The following is a 16973-nucleotide window of genomic DNA, read 5'->3' on the forward strand; positions in this document are numbered from 1 at the left end:
CACCTTGAAAATGACGCCAGATCACCCCGCAAAAGCGGGCATTGTGTGATCCACACCTTGGCGACACAGGCCAAATCGGCGCAATTCGGGTCTGGCACCCGTTTGTGCCAAACCCGTGATTTGCAGACAGCACCGTCAGATCGCGGCAATGATGGCTTAGAACCGGAACAGGGCGGCCAGACCGGTGTCAGAGGGCATGCGCTCGGGTGGCACGATCACCACCTCACCGCCGGTCTTTACGATATGTTCGCTCAGATCATCGAGCACATCATCAACGCCGGGTTCTTCGAGCCGGGCAAATTCAATCGCACCGCTTTGCGCATCAAAGCGCCCCGGCACCACACGATCCGCGTCAAGCAGCAGGGTCGAGACACGACCCGACGCGGCGGCTTTGCCAATTTCGGACAAATCCGCAGCACTTCGACCATCTGCCTTGGCAGGCGTTATACTGGTCGACCAGCCCGTCAAGACGTTCAAGATAAGACGGCAGCACAATCTCCCAGGCGCGCCTGCGCAGATCGTCCAAAGCGATCGACCCAGGATCAACATCAAGCGCCTTATCCATCAGCAGGGGATTGTTGCTGACCTCACGGAACAGGTGATGATGTTCGGGAAGCGCGGCGAGCAACACAGGAATACCCGTTGGCCTGGAATATCTTTGCAGCACCGCGTCGCTGACAGCACGGAAAAACTGCTTTGTGTCATTCCTGAGCGCATCTTGGCGCACATCGGTTCCGTGACGCGATGTCTTGCCAGGGCCGCTGGGGCCATGCGCGCGCTTTGTACGTTCCGGGTCGCCTTCATAGGGATCGGTGACGTCGCTGCTTGTTTTCGGAAACCCATCATCAAGCTCAACAGGATCAAGCGCATAGCGATTGCCTTCGTACAACGTGGCGCTGTGACGGTTTAATCCCAGAACGTGATAGCGGTCCGCCGATTGCAAAATTCGCATCAAAGGCTTGGTGTGAAAGCTGTCGGCAACAATCGCCGACGCGCGCACGGGCCGTTGCAGGTTGTAGACCTTGAACATCGTCTCTGTCGCAAACACCGCGATGCCATCAAGGGTCCGGTTCCAGAATTGCGCATCATCCTTCAGGTCTCGGAACGGTCGCAAAAGCGCAGAAGACCGCTGTTCGGAATATTGACGCGTCAGCGATTGTTCCAGCTCCTTGAGCAGATTGCCAAACCGGATCGGGTCTTGCTGTCGGTCGGGATAGGACCGATGCGTCGGCTGGTACAGCGAAAGACAAGGGGCCGCGTGATCCGCCAGCAAAACGGCTTTGTAGTCTTGTACCAGGTCGATCATGTTCATCTCCGATTGTTCTCCCACAGACACACTATAGGCCTGCGGTTGTTGACTCAGAGACAGAATAAACCAAGGTATTGGTTCGTCATTAATCCCGGTTAACCGGGACGCACCCTATTGTTTTCACAATCGCCCGGTCTCAACCCTCCGACAGCGCAGGCTGCGTCGGGGCAACGGCGCGTTTGTCCCTGCGCTCTGCCAGCATCAACATGGCGGGCGTCAAGACAAGCGTCAGAACCGTTGCGATCACCAGCCCACCCGCGATGGCCGAGGACAGTTCCGTCCACCATTGCGTCGACGGCGCACCGTAAACGACCTCTCGGGTAAAGAAGTTCAGGTTCAACCCGATGACCATCGGCATCAATCCCAACGCTGTCGTCACAGAGGTCAGAACCACCGGCCTGAGACGTTGCGCGCCGGTGCGCAGGGCGGCCTCAAGAGGGGATTGGCCGGTTTTCTTCAGGTCATTATAGGTGTCGATCAGGACGATGTTGTTGTTCACCACAATCCCGGCAAGCGCGATAACACCGATCCCGCCCATCACGATGCCAAAGGGACGCCCGGTCACCAGCAATCCCAGCAGCACACCTGCAATGGAAAAAATGATCGCGCTCATGACGATGATGGCCTGAAAGAAGCTGTTGAATTGCAAAACCAGGATCACAAACATCAGCGTCACCGCCGCGATAAACGCGCCGATCAGGAAATTCATCGCCTCGGCCTGATCTTCGGCTTCCCCCGCAAAACTGAAGGTGACCTGTTCTGGCAGGTCTGCCGCGTTCAAGGCAGAGGTCAGCGCGCTGATCTGGTCATTGACCAAAACACCGGGTGCCACATTGGCTTCGATTGTCGTCACCCGCTTTTCGTCGATCCGCCGTATGATGCCCGTGCGTTCGGACGGAACGAAGGTCACGAAATTCGAGATCGGGACCAAACCGGCGGCTGTGGGCACGCGCAAGCTGCTCAATTCCGCCAAGGACCGGGCCTCGGCCGGAAACCGGACCCGGATATCCAGCGTCCCGTCAACATCTTCGGGACGGTAATCGGCAACGGTGATGCCCTGCGTCAAAAGCTGAACCGCTTGCCCCAAAAGGCTAACATCGGCACCAAACCGCGCGGCTTCGGCGCGGTCGACCAGAATGGAAACCTCGACCCCGGGCACAGGGCGCGTGTCGGTTACATCGGTAAACCCGCCAATTCCGCCCATGAGGTCGCGAATTTGCTCGACCGCCTGTTGCTGAATCTCGGGGGATCGGGCGGTGATTTGAAGGTTGATCGGTTTGCCCGATGTCGGACCCATGCTTTGGGTTTGCACCTGCACATCAATGCCGGCGATATCCGCCACGGACTCGCGGATATCGACACCGATCTCGTCAGCGGTGCGGCGTGTGTCCCACTCGGTCAGTTCCAGTTGCAGCGTTCCGATTGTTTCCTCGTCCCCCTGCCCGGCGCTCATGGACGATCGCGCATAGATGCTGGCGATCTCGTCATAGTCCAGCAGCCGGTCTTCCACAGCCCGCACCAGAGCGTCGCGTTCAAAAATCGAAAAGTTATCGCGGGCGCGGACCTGAACCTGCATGAATTCAGGCTCGACCGAAGGAAAAAACGTCACACCTTTGCCGAATTGTCCGTAAAGCCCAAAGCCCCCCAACAAAAGCGCAACCGCCAGCAGCACAGTTGCCCCCGGACGCAGGATCGCCCATTCCAGAACGCGAACATATGCGCCCGTCAGCCCACCAATATCACGCGGATCGCCGATTTCAGCCGCGTGCAGCGTTGCCTTGGCACGCGCGGTCTTGGGCTGGCGTTTGCCAATCAGCCCGCCCACCACCGGAATAAAGATCAGCGCCATGAAAAGCGACGCCGTCAGGGTCAGAATGACCGTGATCGGCAGATATTTCATGAACTCACCCACCATGCCCGTCCAGAACAGCAGCGGAAAGAACACCGACAAGGTGGTCGCGGTCGATGCAATGATCGGCCATGCCATGCGTTTGGCGGCAAAGGCATACGCCTCTTTCGGCGGCGTGCCTTCTTCGAGTTTGCGGTCGGCCAGCTCGGTTGTGACGATGGCACCATCAACCAACATGCCCACGACAAGGATCAGCGCAAAAAGCACGATGATGTTCATCGAATACCCCAGCGTCCACACCCCGATGATGCCGGCAAAAAACGCGCCCGGAATCGCCAGACCGACAAGCACCGCAGATCGCAAGCCAAGCGCCAGAACGATCACGATCATAACCAGAATAACGGCGGCAATGACATTGGCCTCAAGATCGCTGAGAAAGCTTTTCACGGTCTCGGACTGGTCCTGCAAAAACGTGATGTCGATGTTTTCCGGCCAATCGGCCTGCATCTCGGCCACAAGCGCGCGTACCGCATCAACGGTTTCGATGATGTTTGCGCCCGAGCGTTTCTTGATCTCCAGCGCCAGCGCCGGTTGCCCGTTGATCCGGGCAAAGGAATCCGGGTCTTCAAACGTGCGCCGGATGGTTGCGATGTCGCCAAAGGTCACAACAGCGTTGCCGCGCACCTTGACCGGCATCGCCATCACATCCTCAAGATCCTCGATCAGCCCCGGCACCTTGAGCACAATGCGCCCCGCCCCGGTTTCAATCGCGCCCGCGGCAATCAACCGATTGTTGCGCTGGATCTGCCCGATCAGTTCATCAAAGGACAGGTTATAGGTCTCAAACACGGTCGGACTGATCAGAACCTCAAGAAATTCAAAACGCTGCCCGCCAATATCGACCTCCAGAACACCGGGCAGCCCTTCGATCTCTTCCTGCAGGCGTTCGGCAAGATCGTTCAGCGTGCGTTCGGGAACCGAGCCAGACAGGATCGCCGTGATGATTGGAAACAGGGACAGGTCAATTTCGGTGATGGTGACATCATAGGCATCTGTGGGCAGATCCCCCTCGGCCCGGTCCACGGCATCCCGCACCAGCTGCAATGCCTCGTCATTGTCGCCGCCGGGGCTGAATTCCAGTTGCAGACTGGCAAACCCTTCAGCGGCGTCGGATTTGAGCGTTTCAAGCCCTTCGATAGAGGCAAACTCGGTCTCCAGCGGCTCCAGCAACAGGCGTTCCGCGTCCTCGGGGCTGATCCCGTCCAGTCCGGTCGAGACATAGAACAAGGGCAGCGGCACCTCTGGATTGGCCTCTTTGGGGATGACTGAATAGGCATAGACCCCGATTGTCAGCATCGCCAACAGGGCCATCACAACAACGCGGGATCGCGAAAAAGCGGCAGTGATTATGGCGTTCATTGCTCTGCCACCTCGGGACGTGGGGCAACCGTTTCGCCGGCGCTGACATAGCCCTGACCAACGGTGATCATGTCAACCGTGTCGGGCAGACCGGTGACCCAGATACCGTCGATCTGCGCGCGGACAATGTCGATGGGGTGAAATTCAACCACATCATCGGACGTAACCGTTTTCACGCCAAGCGTGCCGTCCGGATCAAGCGATACAATCGATGATGGAATGAAATGCGCGGTGACATCATTGGTCGGAATGACCACTTCGGCAGAAATGCCCGCCGGGATTGCGCCATCTTCATTGGCCACCTCGATCTCTGCCAGAAAGGTACGCGTTTCAGCAGCGGCAGCGGTTCCGATAAAGCTTACTGTGCCGTCACGGGTTTCGCCGGTGATGAAGGTCACGGTCGCGGTCTGGCCGACAGCCAGCCGCGTCAGGGATTGCTGCGGCACCTGAATGGCCACGGTCAGCGGCGTGATGTCAACCAGACGGCCAACCTCTGTCCCGGTCGAAACAAATTCGCCGACATCAAGGTCCAGCGTCTCAACCCGGCCTGCGAACGGGGCTGCGATGGTCAGATTGTCCGCCGCCTGTTCAACAGCCGCCACCTGGGCCTGTGCCGCAGCCAGCGTTGCGCGGGCCTGTGCTACACGGTCGGCAGTGGCGATCCCGCGATCCAGCAACGCCTGGGCATTGTCAAATTCGCGCTGTGCGCGGTTCAGTTCTTCGGCGGCGCGTCTGGCATCGGCCTGATTGGTGGACGGATCAAACCGCGCAATAACCGCGTTGGCTGCAACGTCTTCGCCTTTGCTCACCAAAACCTCGACGATTGTGCCAGAGGTCTCCGAGCGCAACATCGTATCCCGATCGGCTAACGCCTGACCTTCGGCGCGGAAAATCTGCGTGACCTCTTCTGCGGTCGATGGTGTCACAGCCACGGAAACCGGTGCCGGGTCTGCCCGTGCTGGCACCTCTTCGGTGGTGTCCGTGGGAAACACAAACCCGCTGCCCATCCAAAGAACAATCGCAACCACCAGCCCTGCGGCCAACCAGACAGGCCCGGACGCCCCCGTATCGGACTGAAAGTCCAGTGTGCGTGGCGAAGTTGAGCGCTCATTGCTGTCCGGCGCGGCCTTGTTGCTTTGATCTGTAGACGTCTCTGTCACAAAATTTGTCCCTTACAGCGTCGCGGTGGTCTGCTCTGACTGACAGCTTGTTTCATTAATCAAAGGAAATCACCATCGGGCAATGGCCGGTCCTGTCCCGAACCATCTGGCCTATAACCCGGCAGGATGATGGCTTAGTCATGTATCGGCTCGACAGTCGGGATCATTCCAATGCGACGATAGGGGGCAATGCTGCCTGCGCGACGCAACGCGTCATCCACAAGGGTGAACACCTCGTCGCGGCAGTCAACGTCACGATCAAACCGTGAGACCCAAAACCGCAGGGTATAGGTGATCCCGGCCTCTTCATAAGCGACAACCCGCATATCCGGCGCAGGTGTCTGCTTGATCAGACTGGCCTTGGCCAATGCATCAAGAATGATCTCGCGGGCGCGGCCAATCGGCATGCTGTGATCCAGCGTGATCCTGACCTGCGCGCGATATTCCTGTTTTGGGGCAGAATAGTTTGTGATCTGTTGGCGCGCGATCTGGCTGTTGGGCAGGATCATATAGGTCCGGTCCAGCGTCAGGATACGCGTCGTGCGCCATCCGATCTCGATCACCTTGCCGCGCGACAGCCCGTCAATGTCGATCCAGTCGCCGATGCGAAACGGACCTTCCACACCCAAGGCGATGCCCGACAGGGTGTCGGCCACAACATTGCGAATGGCAAAGCCAAGCAGCGCCAGGATCAAACCGGACCCCGCAAAAGCCCCAAGCGCACCCTGCCCCATGAACAGCGATGCACTGGCGACGAACGCGATGATGAACATCAACGCGGCGATCATATCCTTCAAAAGCCGCGGATACGGACGCCTGCGCGCCGCCGCCTGATCCAGAAACAGCGCAATCACCCTGCTGATCAGCCAGGCCGCGGCAAAATAGGCAAGCGCCGTCACTCCAAGCGTCAGGCCGTCGCCATCGCCCAGATACGTCGCCAATTGCTCGGGAAACAGAACCAGCGCCAGACTGATCAAAGTCAGCAAAGCGGGCCAGACAAGCCTGCGGATATTCTGCTTTAAATCCATGAAACAAAATCCTAACGCCAGATCAAGATCAGGCAAATACCGGTTTTGAAAATCAACAGGTCATGACACCACCCCCACGCGGCAGACAGGCACGGCCCGAATGTCGGGCCGTGCGCGTCTGATCACATGCTCAATCGTCATCCGTGTCTGATTTCGCTTCAACCTTGATGACCGTCAGCATCCGGCGCTGGTTGCCTCGGGTGTCCCAGTGAAACACCGCACCTTCGGACAGGCCGATCAACGCCACCCCGATCGGGGTCATGACAGACACGCGCTGACGCGCAATATCCGCGTCCTCTGGGTAGACCAGCTCGACCGTGCGTTCCTGACCGGTGGCTTCATCGCGATAGGTGACCGCGCTGCCGATCTGAACCACGGTTTCGGGGATACGGTCTGCCGCCACGATCCGGGCGCGGCCCAGTTCGTCCAAAAGCCGATCCGCCAGCGTTGGGTTGCGTTCCAGTGCGCCATCGGCCAGCCCCTCGATATGGGCCAGGTCCTCGGCGCTGATCACGATACGGGGACGGCGTGTTGACCGCTTGGGCGGGGCGTCGGGTGTTGGGGTAGACATGTGAAGTGTCCTTTCGGAAAAAATGAAAAACTGTCTGCCTTCGGATCGTCGTATTTTCCGAAAAGAGATCAGGCAGGCCTGGTCAAATCGGGAACTGTCGCCGTTCGGACCCGGCCATCAGGATGCGTCAGAGATGCGCTATGCGATGGGCAGTGTGCATGACGCGGCGGCGAGGGGATGTAAGGTGAATGTCGGTCATAGGCTCTTCCACGATGTCGATCTTCGGACAGCATCCTGTGTCCGGTCTGAAAATTGGGAATGTGAGGAACCCCGGGGAGCAGGCGCGCGCGGACGCGCCTATGCCGCCCGGGGAAACGAGCGGGTCAGGAGGATGTATCGCGTATGTGCGTCATGGACCAACATAAGATCATAGCTATGTAGCCCGCACCCGTTCGTCAATCATGCACCACTGAATTCCCGTCAGTCTGTTGCATGTCGGCGAATTCCGGCCAAAAGGTCGCAAATGCAACTATCACGCTTGAAAGCCACCGTGAAACTGACCATGTTTTGGCTATGTTGATGTTCATGCTTTATACGAGGTTCCTGCTTTTCGCGGGAAATCTGCTGAACCGCTGGTGACCCCAAGCGGGACGAGGCATTTGGCCGGTCCGCGCTTAGGGGTAAATTTCTATCTTTACTGAAAAAGACGACATGACGACGCCCTGAGCGGTGTCTGGTGTCCTGTGATGCAACTTGCTCAAAGGCCCTGTGCGTCACTGTCGTGATCATAGAACACCTGAACGGAGACAGATATGTACACCTACCTGATGCAGAAACCCGACTATATTTCACCCGCACGTCCCTACGCCAATGCACAGCAACAGCGCACCGCAATTGGTGATGCCCTGCGGTCCTGGGTCAAATCCGCGATGCGCCGGCGGAAACAGAACCAGATGATCGCAATGCTCGAAGCGCTTGATGACCGGATGCTGGACGATATCGGCGTCGCACGCGATCAGATCCGCGCAGAGGTTTATCGCCTTGATGACCGCGAACTGAACATGCGGCCCGTGGCCCGCACGCATCGCCGCGCCTACCGCCATGACAGCCAAATCCAGCAAGCCGCATAACGCCCTGCGGGATTGACCGCGCCTGTGCCTGTTTTGTTAAAAAGGACCGAACCCATGATGATCTGCAAAGCCGATTTCGAAGACCTGTTCCCGGATCTGTTCCCCCCCGAGGCCGAACCCGCAGAACACCCTGACGCGGCAGCGGCAAATCCCGCTGATGAAGCACTTGCGGCACAACAGAGCGTTGATCCAGGCCTGCATTACGGCTGGCCCGGAGTGATGATCGCCAGCGCGATTGCCGCCAGCAAACCGCTTACCGCCGCGAACGAGGCTGTGTGGAAGAGCCTTCCGGCACTGGGCAACGGATAGTCAGACAGCACCGCAAGCGGGGTGATTGACCACAGTCCTGACATGCCTCAGGCATGACTGAAACATGGCCCAACACAGCAAGGAGGAGAGGATGACCATATCTCATATCCTCGCTGCGGTAGATCATTTCCCCCAGGACGAACCCGTGCTGTTGCGCGCGTTGGATCTCGCGCAACGGCATGGCGCGTCTTTGACGATCGTGCATGTGATTGACCTGCCGGGAGCGCACGGTCTTCCCGCCACGATTGACATATTACAGGCGCATGCAGAAGTCGCCACGCGCGGCATGATCAGGGACATGGTGCGGCAGCATGGTGCCGATCCGGATGAGATCAAAATCACCATTCTGGCCGGACCGCCAGCACTGCGCCTGATCGCGCTGTGCGATACCCATGCGCCCGATCTGGTGGTCATGCGCGCGCATCAGCGCTCCAGGATCAGCGAAAAAATACTCGGCTCCACAACCGACCGCCTTATCGCGGCAGGCACGCATCCGGTTCTTGTGGTCAAAAGCCCGATGAACGGGGCTTATACCAAAGTGATGGTCACGACAGACGGCACCGACGATGCCCCGGCGTCTTTGCGGTTTGTTGAAACGCTGTTGCCCAAGGCCGACCTGCATCTGGTGCAGGTGGTTCACATTGCTCGACAGCTCAAAGAAGCGATGTTGCGCAGCGGGACGGACACGTACGAATTGCAATCCCATCGCAACGCGCTGGCCATACATGCCGGTCAGCACTTGGTCCAGGCTGCGTCCTACGCCGAAAGCCCGGTCAAAACGCGGGTTCTGCAAGGCGAGCCGGCAAAAACCCTGGTGCGCGCCTCCCAGGCTGGGGGGTTTGACCTGATCGTCGCCCGCGCTGGCCGGAAAAGCCTGATCAAACGGGCCTTTATCGGCAGCGTCACGCGCCGCCTTTTGCGCGACGCGCCTTGCGACGTCTTGATTGACCGCGCGACCCAAAAGACTGGTTAAACGATGTTCACACACAAGTCTGGCGGACCAGTCGCGCGGCTTGACCCCAAAGCAGAACAAAGTTGGGCGCAAGGGAGAGGTGCGACTGCATCAATATGCCCAAGGCGCTGTGAAAGCAGCGTTGCTCATGCTTGGGACACTGACTGGACTCGCAAGCAAAACAATGGCGATTGAACAAGGGGTCGGGCAGCCTTTGGGGCCGCACGAAACCCAAAAGTGACAACCGGCCGCAATTGATGCAACAGTCACATCCAGACATCAAACCGTTCCTGGAGACCGCATCATCCGCACGGCAGCCACGCCTCAAAGCCTGCGCAGGCTTCTGATCCCTGTGAAACCGCTGCTGGGCGGAACGGTGGCGTTTACCATGGGCAACAGCCTGCTTGGCGTTGTCTTGCCACTGAAAATGGAAGCGGCGGATTATCCTGTGGCGCTGACCGGGATCGTCATGGCCGCCTATTTCCTGGGGCTGGGGCTTGGCGGGTTCCGGGCCAAGCGCGTCATCATGCGGATCGGCCATATCCGCGCCTTTGCGGTCTTTGCAGCGCTGACATCGGCGGCGTGTCTGGGCTATGCGTTTTTCTTCGCTCCGGCGGCCTGGGTGATCCTGCGGGTGATCAACGGATTTTGCATCGCCGGGATGACCACCGCAATCGAAAGCTGGTTGAACGACCGCAGCAGCAACCAGACCCGTGGCCGCGTTCTGGGCGTTTATATGGTGAGCTTCTATCTCGCGATTGCCGTGGGACAGACATTGGTGAATGTGGCCCCTCTTTCGGGCGACACGCATCTGATGATTTCGGCGGCATTGATCGGGCTGTCGCTTATTCCCATCGCGCTTACCAAGCTTGGCGAACCGGATCTGGGAGAATTGCGGGTTCTGGGTGTGAAACGCTTGTTCGCGGCATCGCGTGTGGGTGTGATCGGCGCTGGCGTGGCGGGTATGCTGGTTGGCTCTTTTGCCGCTGTCGGCATCGTCTTTGCCCGCCAGGTCGGTCTCAGCGTCGCCGAAGCCGCGATGTTCATGAGCACGGTGGTCCTTGGCGGGTTATTGTTTCAGGTGCCGGTTGGCATGCTGGCCGACAGGTTTGACCGACGCATCGTCATGTCGTTTATCCTGATTGGTGTCGGCACATCTTGGATTCTGTTGTCGAACCTGATTTCCACAGGTGTGCCATTGCTGCCCATGCTGGGCATGGCGCTGGTATTTGGCGCGGCGAACAACAGCGTGTATCCGCTGTGCGTGGCGCAGACATTCGACCGGCTGGACCGGAAATACTATGTCGCGGCATCGGGGCGCTTGCTGATGATCTATGCGATCGGGGCGACAACCGGGCCGCTTTTTGCGTCGACCCTGATGTCGATCTACGGGCCATATTCCTTTTTCCTTTTTGAATCCGCGATTGCCATAACCTATGCCGTGTTTGTTCTGATCGCCATCCGGGCGCGGCCCGCGCTTCCGCAAGAAAACGCACGCGAAAAGTTTGTGCAGGTGCCCGATATCTCTCCTGTTGCGATGCGGCTTGATCCCCGGACCGAACCGGACAAACCTGACCGCGACACTACGACAAAGGCCGAATGATGGCAGACACAAAACACCGGATCTTGGCCCGCCACCTCTATGACGGCGTGTCCGATGATATGATCGCCGATCAGATGATTGATGTTGCGCATGGCCGGATCGTGGCGATCCGTCCGGCAGATCACACTGATCTGGGCGACGCATCGCTGCCGGTTTTCGATATCGTCGCACCCGGTTTTATCGACCTGCAAATCAACGGGGCGGCGGATCGGCAGTTCAATTTTGATCCAACGCCCGACACACTCGAACAGATTGCAACCGGCGCGCGCCAAGGCGGCACGGCGTATTGCCTGCCCACCTTTATCACCGCCGCCGGTTGCGAATATGTCCGGGCGTTGGAGGCCACCCAAACCGCGCTGGCCCGGTCTGTGCCGGGCGTTCTGGGGGTTCATCTTGAAGGGCCGTTCCTGTCTCGGGCAAAGCCCGGTATCCACAACGCACGTGCCATCCGCGTCATCGAGGCCGAGGATATCGACCTGTTGGTCAACGCGAGGGCGGGAACGCTTCTGCTGACGGTTGCGCCTGAAACCCTTCCGGATGGGGCTTTGGCCAGATTGGCGGCTGCGGGCATCCGGGTGTTCGCAGGTCACAGCGACGCCACTGCCGACCAGATCGCACAGGCCGAGGCAGCGGGGCTGGTGGGTGTGACACATCTGTTCAATGCCATGTCACAGATGACGGGCCGCGCGCCCGGTGTCGTGGGGGCCGTTCTTGCCTCCGATACGCTTTACGCCGGGATCATTGCCGATGGTCATCACGTCGATTGGCGCAATGTGGACATCGCCGCCCGGCTGATGCCACAGCGTCTGTGCCTTGTCACCGACGCGATGCTGACGCTGGCGGGAAGTGTGACCTCTTTCGATCTGGATGGAACCACCATCACAAAACGCGACGGGCGTTTGACGAATGCCGCCGGGCGGTTGGCTGGAGCGCATGTCAGCATGATTGAATCGGTGCGCAATATGCTCGACCACACCAGCATGGGCCTGGCACACGTGCTCAGACTGGCCACATCGAACCCGGCCCGCGCGCTTGGGCTTGAGACCCAGATCGGAGTGCTGCATCCCGGACACCGGGCCTCCCTGACCTGCCTGACCAAAAACCTCGACGTGGCCGCCGTCGTGATCGACGGGCGGTTCTTTGACATGGCCCCGGGCGCGAGTCAGGGCGCAGATCCGGCATCAACAGGAGACACTTCATGAGTTGGAACCCAACCCAAAACCCCGACTGTCCACACACAGACATCAACAGCATCGAAACACTGATCATCCCGCGCGCCCGCGATTTGGGGGGCTTTGAGGTGCGTCGTGCGCTGCCCTCGCCCGACCGGCAGATGGTGGGGCCTTTCATTTTCTTCGATCAGATGGGACCGGCAGAGTTTATCAACGAAGGTGGCATCGATGTGCGCCCGCATCCGCATATCGGGCTGGGCACCGTCACCTATCTGTATGAAGGTGAATTTGAACACCGCGACAGTCTTGGCACCCATCAAATGATCTATCCCGGAGAGGTCAACTGGATGACCGCCGGCAAAGGCGTGACCCATTCCGAACGCACGAGCAAGGAAACCCGGGCCGGGCGCAGCAAACTGTTTGGCATCCAGACGTGGATCGCCCTGCCCGAAAACCGCGAAGAGATGGACCCCGATTTTGAACATCACAAGGAAGCCGCGTTGCCGATGATCACCGACACCGGCATGACCGCCCGTCTGATCCTTGGAACAGCCTATGGCGAAACGAGCCCCGTCACGATGCAATCCGAAACCTTCTATCTTGACGTTGTGCTGGCCCCCGGCGCGTCCTTTCCTTTGCCGGACAATCACGAAGATCGCGGTGTTTATGTCACCGAAGGCAGCGTCGAGGTGGCGGGAGATTTATTCGAGCAAGGGCGTATGATGGTGTTTCGCCCCGGTGATCAGATGACGCTGAGCGCAGGCCCGAACGGCGCGCGACTGATGGCGCTTGGGGGCGCGACCCTGAACGAAAAGCGCTATATCTGGTGGAACTTCGTGTCTTCGTCCAAAGACCGGATCGAACAGGCCAAGGAAGACTGGAAAGCGGCGGATTGGGCAAATGGGCCGTTCAAATTGCCGCCGGGCGATGAGGCCGAATTCATCCCGATCACCCCCGAACTGGACCGGACAAAGCCCAGAGGATAAGGAAACTGACCATGAAAAACATCACCATTTGCGCCGCATCTTTCCTTTTGGGGGCTGGCGCTGCCGCCGCGGATGTCACCCTGTCGCTTGGGATAGAAATCGACGAGACCGACAGCATCCGCTCGGTTGTTTATGACTGCGACACCGAGGACCGCCTGTCGGTGCAGTATATCAATGCCGACGCGAACTCCCTGGCTTTGCTGGAAATCGACGATGACACACGGGTGTTTGTCAATGTCGTATCAGCCTCTGGCGCGCGGTATGTGTCGGGGTCTTACGTCTGGTGGTCCCAGGGCGACAGCGCAACGCTGGAAAACACGCTAAGCGAGGATCGCATCATGCAGTGCCAGACCCAAACTGCGGCCAGCTCCGAGTGACATAAAAGACCGCAATCGTCGCGAGACAGCGGTGGTATGAAAAACGGGCCCCAATGGGGGCCCGGTTTTCGTTTCGGTATGAGTTAAGCTAGGGGTGACAGGTTCAGGCCTTCAGACCCTGTGGAACGAACCCGTCGACAACCGGCAGCTTGCGCAGCGCAAAGGCACCACCGCCCTGGACGGCCACCGCAACAGCAAGAGCGACAAGCAAGAGCGGGAATTCCCAACCACCGTTCGGCGCGCTGAACAACCAGCCATTCGCGGCATGGGCCCAGACCGAACCGATCAGGATCGGCAGGGACAGCACCGCAACCAGCCGTGAATAAAGCCCCAGAATAAGCGCTGTACCGCCGGCAAGTTCGCCAAAGATCGTCAGATAGGCGGTGATCGCGGGCAGGCCGAGGCTATCAAAATAGCCAACCGTGCCGGGAATGGTGAAAACAAAAAGCTTTAGAAATCCATGCGCCAAAAGGACAACGCCAAGCGAAACGCGTGTGATGAATGCGCCGTAGTTCAGTTCAGTGTGTTGTGTCATGATCGTTTCTCCAGATGTGTGTGTTTGTTCTGGGAACGATATTGCATGTCAGATATTGATTGATAATACTGTTATTTAGAAGATAACTCATTCCATTAGGTTGATAATAAACATGGACCACATCTCGCGCATCGGCGTGTTTATTGCCGTGGTCAAAGCCGGAAGCTTTGCCGGGGCCGCCCAATCTCTGGGCATCACAAGCTCGGCGGTGTCCAAGCAAATTCAGAACCTTGAGCAGGATTTGCAGGTCAAGCTGCTGAACCGCACGACCCGCAATGTGGCCCCAACCGAAGAGGGCGCGGTCTATTACGACCGGGCCGCCCGCGCGCTGGAAGATCTGAAAGAGGCAGAGGACCAGATCAACGAGCTGAAATCGCGGCCCCGTGGCCCGTTGAAAATCAGCCTGCCTCAAAGCATGGGCATCAAATATTTCGCCACAGACATCGCAACCTTTGCCGCCCGCTATCCAGAAGTCGAACTGGACATCAGCCTTGATGAAAGATTTGTCGACATTGCCAGCGAAGGGTTCGATCTGGCCGTGCGGATCGGATCTTTGCAAGACACATCGCTGATCGCCCGCCGATTGGCCGCCTGCCCGTTTGTGTTATGCGCAAGCGCCGCATATCTGGAAAAACACGGCACACCAAAAACGCCAGACGACCTTGCGCAGCACAATGTGCTTGCCTTTACCGGCAACAGCGGGCTGCACGAATGGCGCTACACCGATGCCGCGGGACACAGCGGTCAGGTGTCCTTGCGCGGCACGTTCAAAGCCGATTCAGGCGACATCCTGTGCAGTGCGGCATTGCAGGGTGTCGGAATGACCGTTTTGCCGATTTTCTATGTCGCGGAGCATCTGAAAAACGGCGATCTGCAAGAGGTGCTGCCCGATTACGACACCGCCCCGACACGCGAAATCTATGCGGTGTTTCCGCCAAACCGGTTTCAATCAACGCGGCTGCGGCTGTTTGTCGATCACCTGGTTGAAATGTCCAAAAATCTGCCATGGCAGGTTTAGATGGCCCCACACCACGAACCGCGAACTGGTGGTTTTGACACGGGCCTTTCGGGTTGGGCGGGCCGCGCATACCGGGCCCGCCCAAATCTGTTTACGCCGACTTTGTCGTGGTCAGATCGTAGCTGGCGATCATCGGCGACATCGGCTTGTGGTTTTCGTCATGCGGGATGTACTTCACTTCCATCTTGGTAAAGTTCAGACGGATCGTCTCGACCGGACGGTCGCCCGCGCTGTCGATCGAGTAATTCGCAACCAGAGTGTTGGTCAGCTTATACTCGATATAGGTCTCGCCGGGGTTGCCGGTTGTCACCATGTGAATGGTGGTCAGCTTGCCGGTCTTGCCGGTGCAGGCCTCTGCAAACAGCTTGGTTGACGAACTGTCGGACACTTTGGTCAGGACAACTTCGCTGACTGTCGGTTCGCTGGCTTCGCGGTTGGCGGTCGATCCGGCATTGGTGGTCATGTTGCGCGACACGTTCCAGTGGATGCTTTCGATATCCATCCATTTCTTGTGGGTCTCATGCGTTGCATCACCCGGGATTGCGTCGATTTGCATATAGATTGGCATTGGTTACGTCCTTTGACTGGTTTGGTTGACTGGTAAAAAGATCAGGCGCTAGCCTGTGGCGGATGCTGGCAGAGGCCAGAACCACACTTCGTCCGACCCGAAATGACAGGCCGATGCACACCGATCTGCGGTGTTGTGATTGTCGATCAGATCGATATGCCCACCACCCGTGAAACCGGGGATGCGGTGAAAGGCGACAATACCCTGGCGACCGGCTCGGGCAGTTGAAATCGTTCCATTGGTCAGTGTCTCATAGGCCCCAAGATAGGTGGGGCGCGCCAAAAGCCGCGCCAGACGGGCCATATTGACCTCAATACCCTCGCCTGCATGCGGACCGGCCAGAATGTTGTGCGACTTTGGGCTGATGCGAACACCGACGCGCACCAAAGCGAGGCTCACACGTATGGCGCAGGTGTTTTGGTAATGGGGATCGCCGATGAACCCGTCCCAACCGATCTGCCGAAACAGATCGCCTCGCGAAATAAAGTTGGCGCTTCGCGGGTTCGACGAAGGATATTCAGCTTTTAACGTGTCGTAAGCAATTGAAAGCGTCATGCGTTATCCTTTCTGATCGCATGGCCCAAGATCGACCAATATGGCGGTGACCGCCGTTGCGGCGGGGTCTTCATCCGGGGATGAAGCGTTTTGAAGATGTTCAAAAACACGAGATACAATTTCGTTGGGGGCGATGTCGCCCAGGCCGCACCACACCCCGTCCAAAGCGGCGCGCTCTGCAATCGCAAAGATATAGCCGTCGGCAAAGTTGGCCGAGGCATCGCCTTGCATGATCCGTCCGCGATGCGCGATTTCCGCACCCCGGATCGCCTCTACCAGCGTGGCCGCAGACAAGATCCCGGCATTGGCGGCCGCATCACCCTCCGACCCGGAAAAGGCAACGACAGGCCATGCGCTGCCGAGCGCAATCGCTAAAGTCCATGATTTCAAACTGGTCTGCATCGGCGGATGATCCTGATGGAAAGGGCAGCAAAGTGGCGCACAGCATGGCCGCTTTACGGAAAAACGGCGTTATAAACGGGCAAAGATCGG

At 58.5% G+C, this 16973-nt stretch carries 18 protein-coding genes; 8 read left to right on the forward strand and 10 right to left on the reverse strand.

All coding sequences use genetic code 11. The features are described from left to right. Positions 1-156: 156 nt before the first annotated feature. From ACG74X_RS14235 to rnk, 6 genes are all read right to left on the reverse strand, one after another. Positions 157-408 carry a hypothetical protein gene (locus tag ACG74X_RS14235; protein ID WP_411235676.1) on the reverse strand — a complete coding sequence of 84 codons (252 nt, stop codon included), beginning with the start codon at positions 406-408 and terminating at the stop codon, positions 157-159. Beyond that, complete coding sequence (locus ACG74X_RS14240) at positions 353-1306, reverse strand: hypothetical protein (protein ID WP_411235677.1); 954 nt, start codon at positions 1304-1306, stop codon at positions 353-355. Before ACG74X_RS14240 ends, ACG74X_RS14235 begins: the two co-directional genes overlap by 56 nt. A gap of 139 nt (positions 1307-1445) precedes the next feature. After that, positions 1446-4577, reverse strand: a complete 3132-nt coding sequence (locus ACG74X_RS14245; protein ID WP_411235678.1) for an efflux RND transporter permease subunit — start codon at positions 4575-4577, stop codon at positions 1446-1448. Then, positions 4574-5737 (reverse strand): efflux RND transporter periplasmic adaptor subunit, encoded by a 1164-nt coding sequence (locus ACG74X_RS14250; protein WP_411235680.1) that lies wholly within the window; start codon positions 5735-5737, stop codon positions 4574-4576. The genes ACG74X_RS14245 and ACG74X_RS14250 overlap by 4 nt, the downstream gene beginning before the upstream one ends. Before the next feature lie 134 nt (positions 5738-5871). After that, complete coding sequence (locus tag ACG74X_RS14255; RefSeq protein ID WP_411235681.1) at positions 5872-6765, reverse strand: mechanosensitive ion channel family protein; 894 nt, start codon at positions 6763-6765, stop codon at positions 5872-5874. Between the two features lie 130 nt (positions 6766-6895). Further along, positions 6896-7336, reverse strand: coding sequence for a nucleoside diphosphate kinase regulator (rnk, locus tag ACG74X_RS14260; RefSeq protein WP_411235682.1), 441 nt, complete (start codon positions 7334-7336; stop codon positions 6896-6898). 752 nt (positions 7337-8088) lie between these two features. On the opposite strand from rnk, the gene ACG74X_RS14265 reads away from it, so the two are divergent. The 7 genes from ACG74X_RS14265 to ACG74X_RS14295 all read left to right on the forward strand — a co-directional run bounded on the left by ACG74X_RS14265 (position 8089) and on the right by ACG74X_RS14295 (position 13805). After that, positions 8089-8406, forward strand: a complete 318-nt coding sequence (locus tag ACG74X_RS14265) for a DUF1127 domain-containing protein (protein WP_411235684.1) — start codon at positions 8089-8091, stop codon at positions 8404-8406. Between the two features lie 54 nt (positions 8407-8460). Further along, positions 8461-8715: a hypothetical protein gene (locus tag ACG74X_RS14270; protein ID WP_411235686.1), complete on the forward strand. Its 255-nt coding sequence runs from the start codon at positions 8461-8463 to the stop codon at positions 8713-8715. Between the two features lie 91 nt (positions 8716-8806). After that, a complete protein-coding gene (locus ACG74X_RS14275) occupies positions 8807-9688 on the forward strand; it encodes a universal stress protein (RefSeq protein ID WP_411235688.1) in 882 nt (293 codons plus the stop codon). 331 nt (positions 9689-10019) lie between these two features. Continuing rightward, positions 10020-11270, forward strand: a complete 1251-nt coding sequence (locus ACG74X_RS14280; RefSeq protein WP_411235690.1) for an MFS transporter — start codon at positions 10020-10022, stop codon at positions 11268-11270. Further along, entirely contained in the window at positions 11270-12472 is a 1203-nt protein-coding gene (gene nagA, locus ACG74X_RS14285; RefSeq protein WP_411235692.1) for an N-acetylglucosamine-6-phosphate deacetylase, read from the forward strand. The genes ACG74X_RS14280 and nagA overlap by 1 nt, the downstream gene beginning before the upstream one ends. Continuing rightward, on the forward strand, positions 12469-13428 hold the full coding sequence (locus tag ACG74X_RS14290; RefSeq protein WP_411235694.1) for a pirin family protein: 960 nt from the start codon (positions 12469-12471) through the stop codon (positions 13426-13428). The genes nagA and ACG74X_RS14290 overlap by 4 nt, the downstream gene beginning before the upstream one ends. Positions 13429-13439: 11 nt before the next feature. After that, the gene (locus tag ACG74X_RS14295; protein WP_411235696.1) at positions 13440-13805 is read left to right on the forward strand and encodes an MliC family protein; all 366 of its coding nucleotides are present in this window, start codon (positions 13440-13442) and stop codon (positions 13803-13805) included. A 103-nt stretch (positions 13806-13908) separates the two neighbouring features. Here the strand turns inward: ACG74X_RS14295 and ACG74X_RS14300 are convergent, their stop codons facing one another. Further along, entirely contained in the window at positions 13909-14340 is a 432-nt protein-coding gene (locus tag ACG74X_RS14300; RefSeq protein ID WP_411235698.1) for a DoxX family protein, read from the reverse strand. Positions 14341-14452: 112 nt separating this feature from the next. Here ACG74X_RS14300 and ACG74X_RS14305 point away from each other — a divergent pair, with 112 nt between their 5' ends. Further along, on the forward strand, positions 14453-15358 hold the full coding sequence (locus ACG74X_RS14305; protein WP_411235700.1) for a LysR substrate-binding domain-containing protein: 906 nt from the start codon (positions 14453-14455) through the stop codon (positions 15356-15358). A gap of 91 nt (positions 15359-15449) precedes the next feature. Here ACG74X_RS14305 and ACG74X_RS14310 read toward each other — a convergent pair whose 3' ends face one another. From ACG74X_RS14310 to ACG74X_RS14320, 3 genes are read right to left on the reverse strand one after another with little or no spacing between them, the layout of a single operon-like run. Continuing rightward, on the reverse strand, positions 15450-15926 hold the full coding sequence (locus ACG74X_RS14310) for an Hcp family type VI secretion system effector (RefSeq protein ID WP_411235702.1): 477 nt from the start codon (positions 15924-15926) through the stop codon (positions 15450-15452). Between the two features lie 48 nt (positions 15927-15974). Then, positions 15975-16481, reverse strand: coding sequence for a T6SS effector amidase Tae4 family protein (locus ACG74X_RS14315; RefSeq protein WP_411235704.1), 507 nt, complete (start codon positions 16479-16481; stop codon positions 15975-15977). A 3-nt stretch (positions 16482-16484) separates the two neighbouring features. Then, positions 16485-16883, reverse strand: a complete 399-nt coding sequence (locus ACG74X_RS14320; RefSeq protein WP_411235706.1) for a hypothetical protein — start codon at positions 16881-16883, stop codon at positions 16485-16487. Positions 16884-16973: the final 90 nt, after the last annotated feature.

Origin of the sequence: Marivita sp. S0852 (assembly GCF_046591575.1) — a bacterium.
In the GTDB taxonomy this organism is placed as follows: domain Bacteria; phylum Pseudomonadota; class Alphaproteobacteria; order Rhodobacterales; family Rhodobacteraceae; genus Marivita.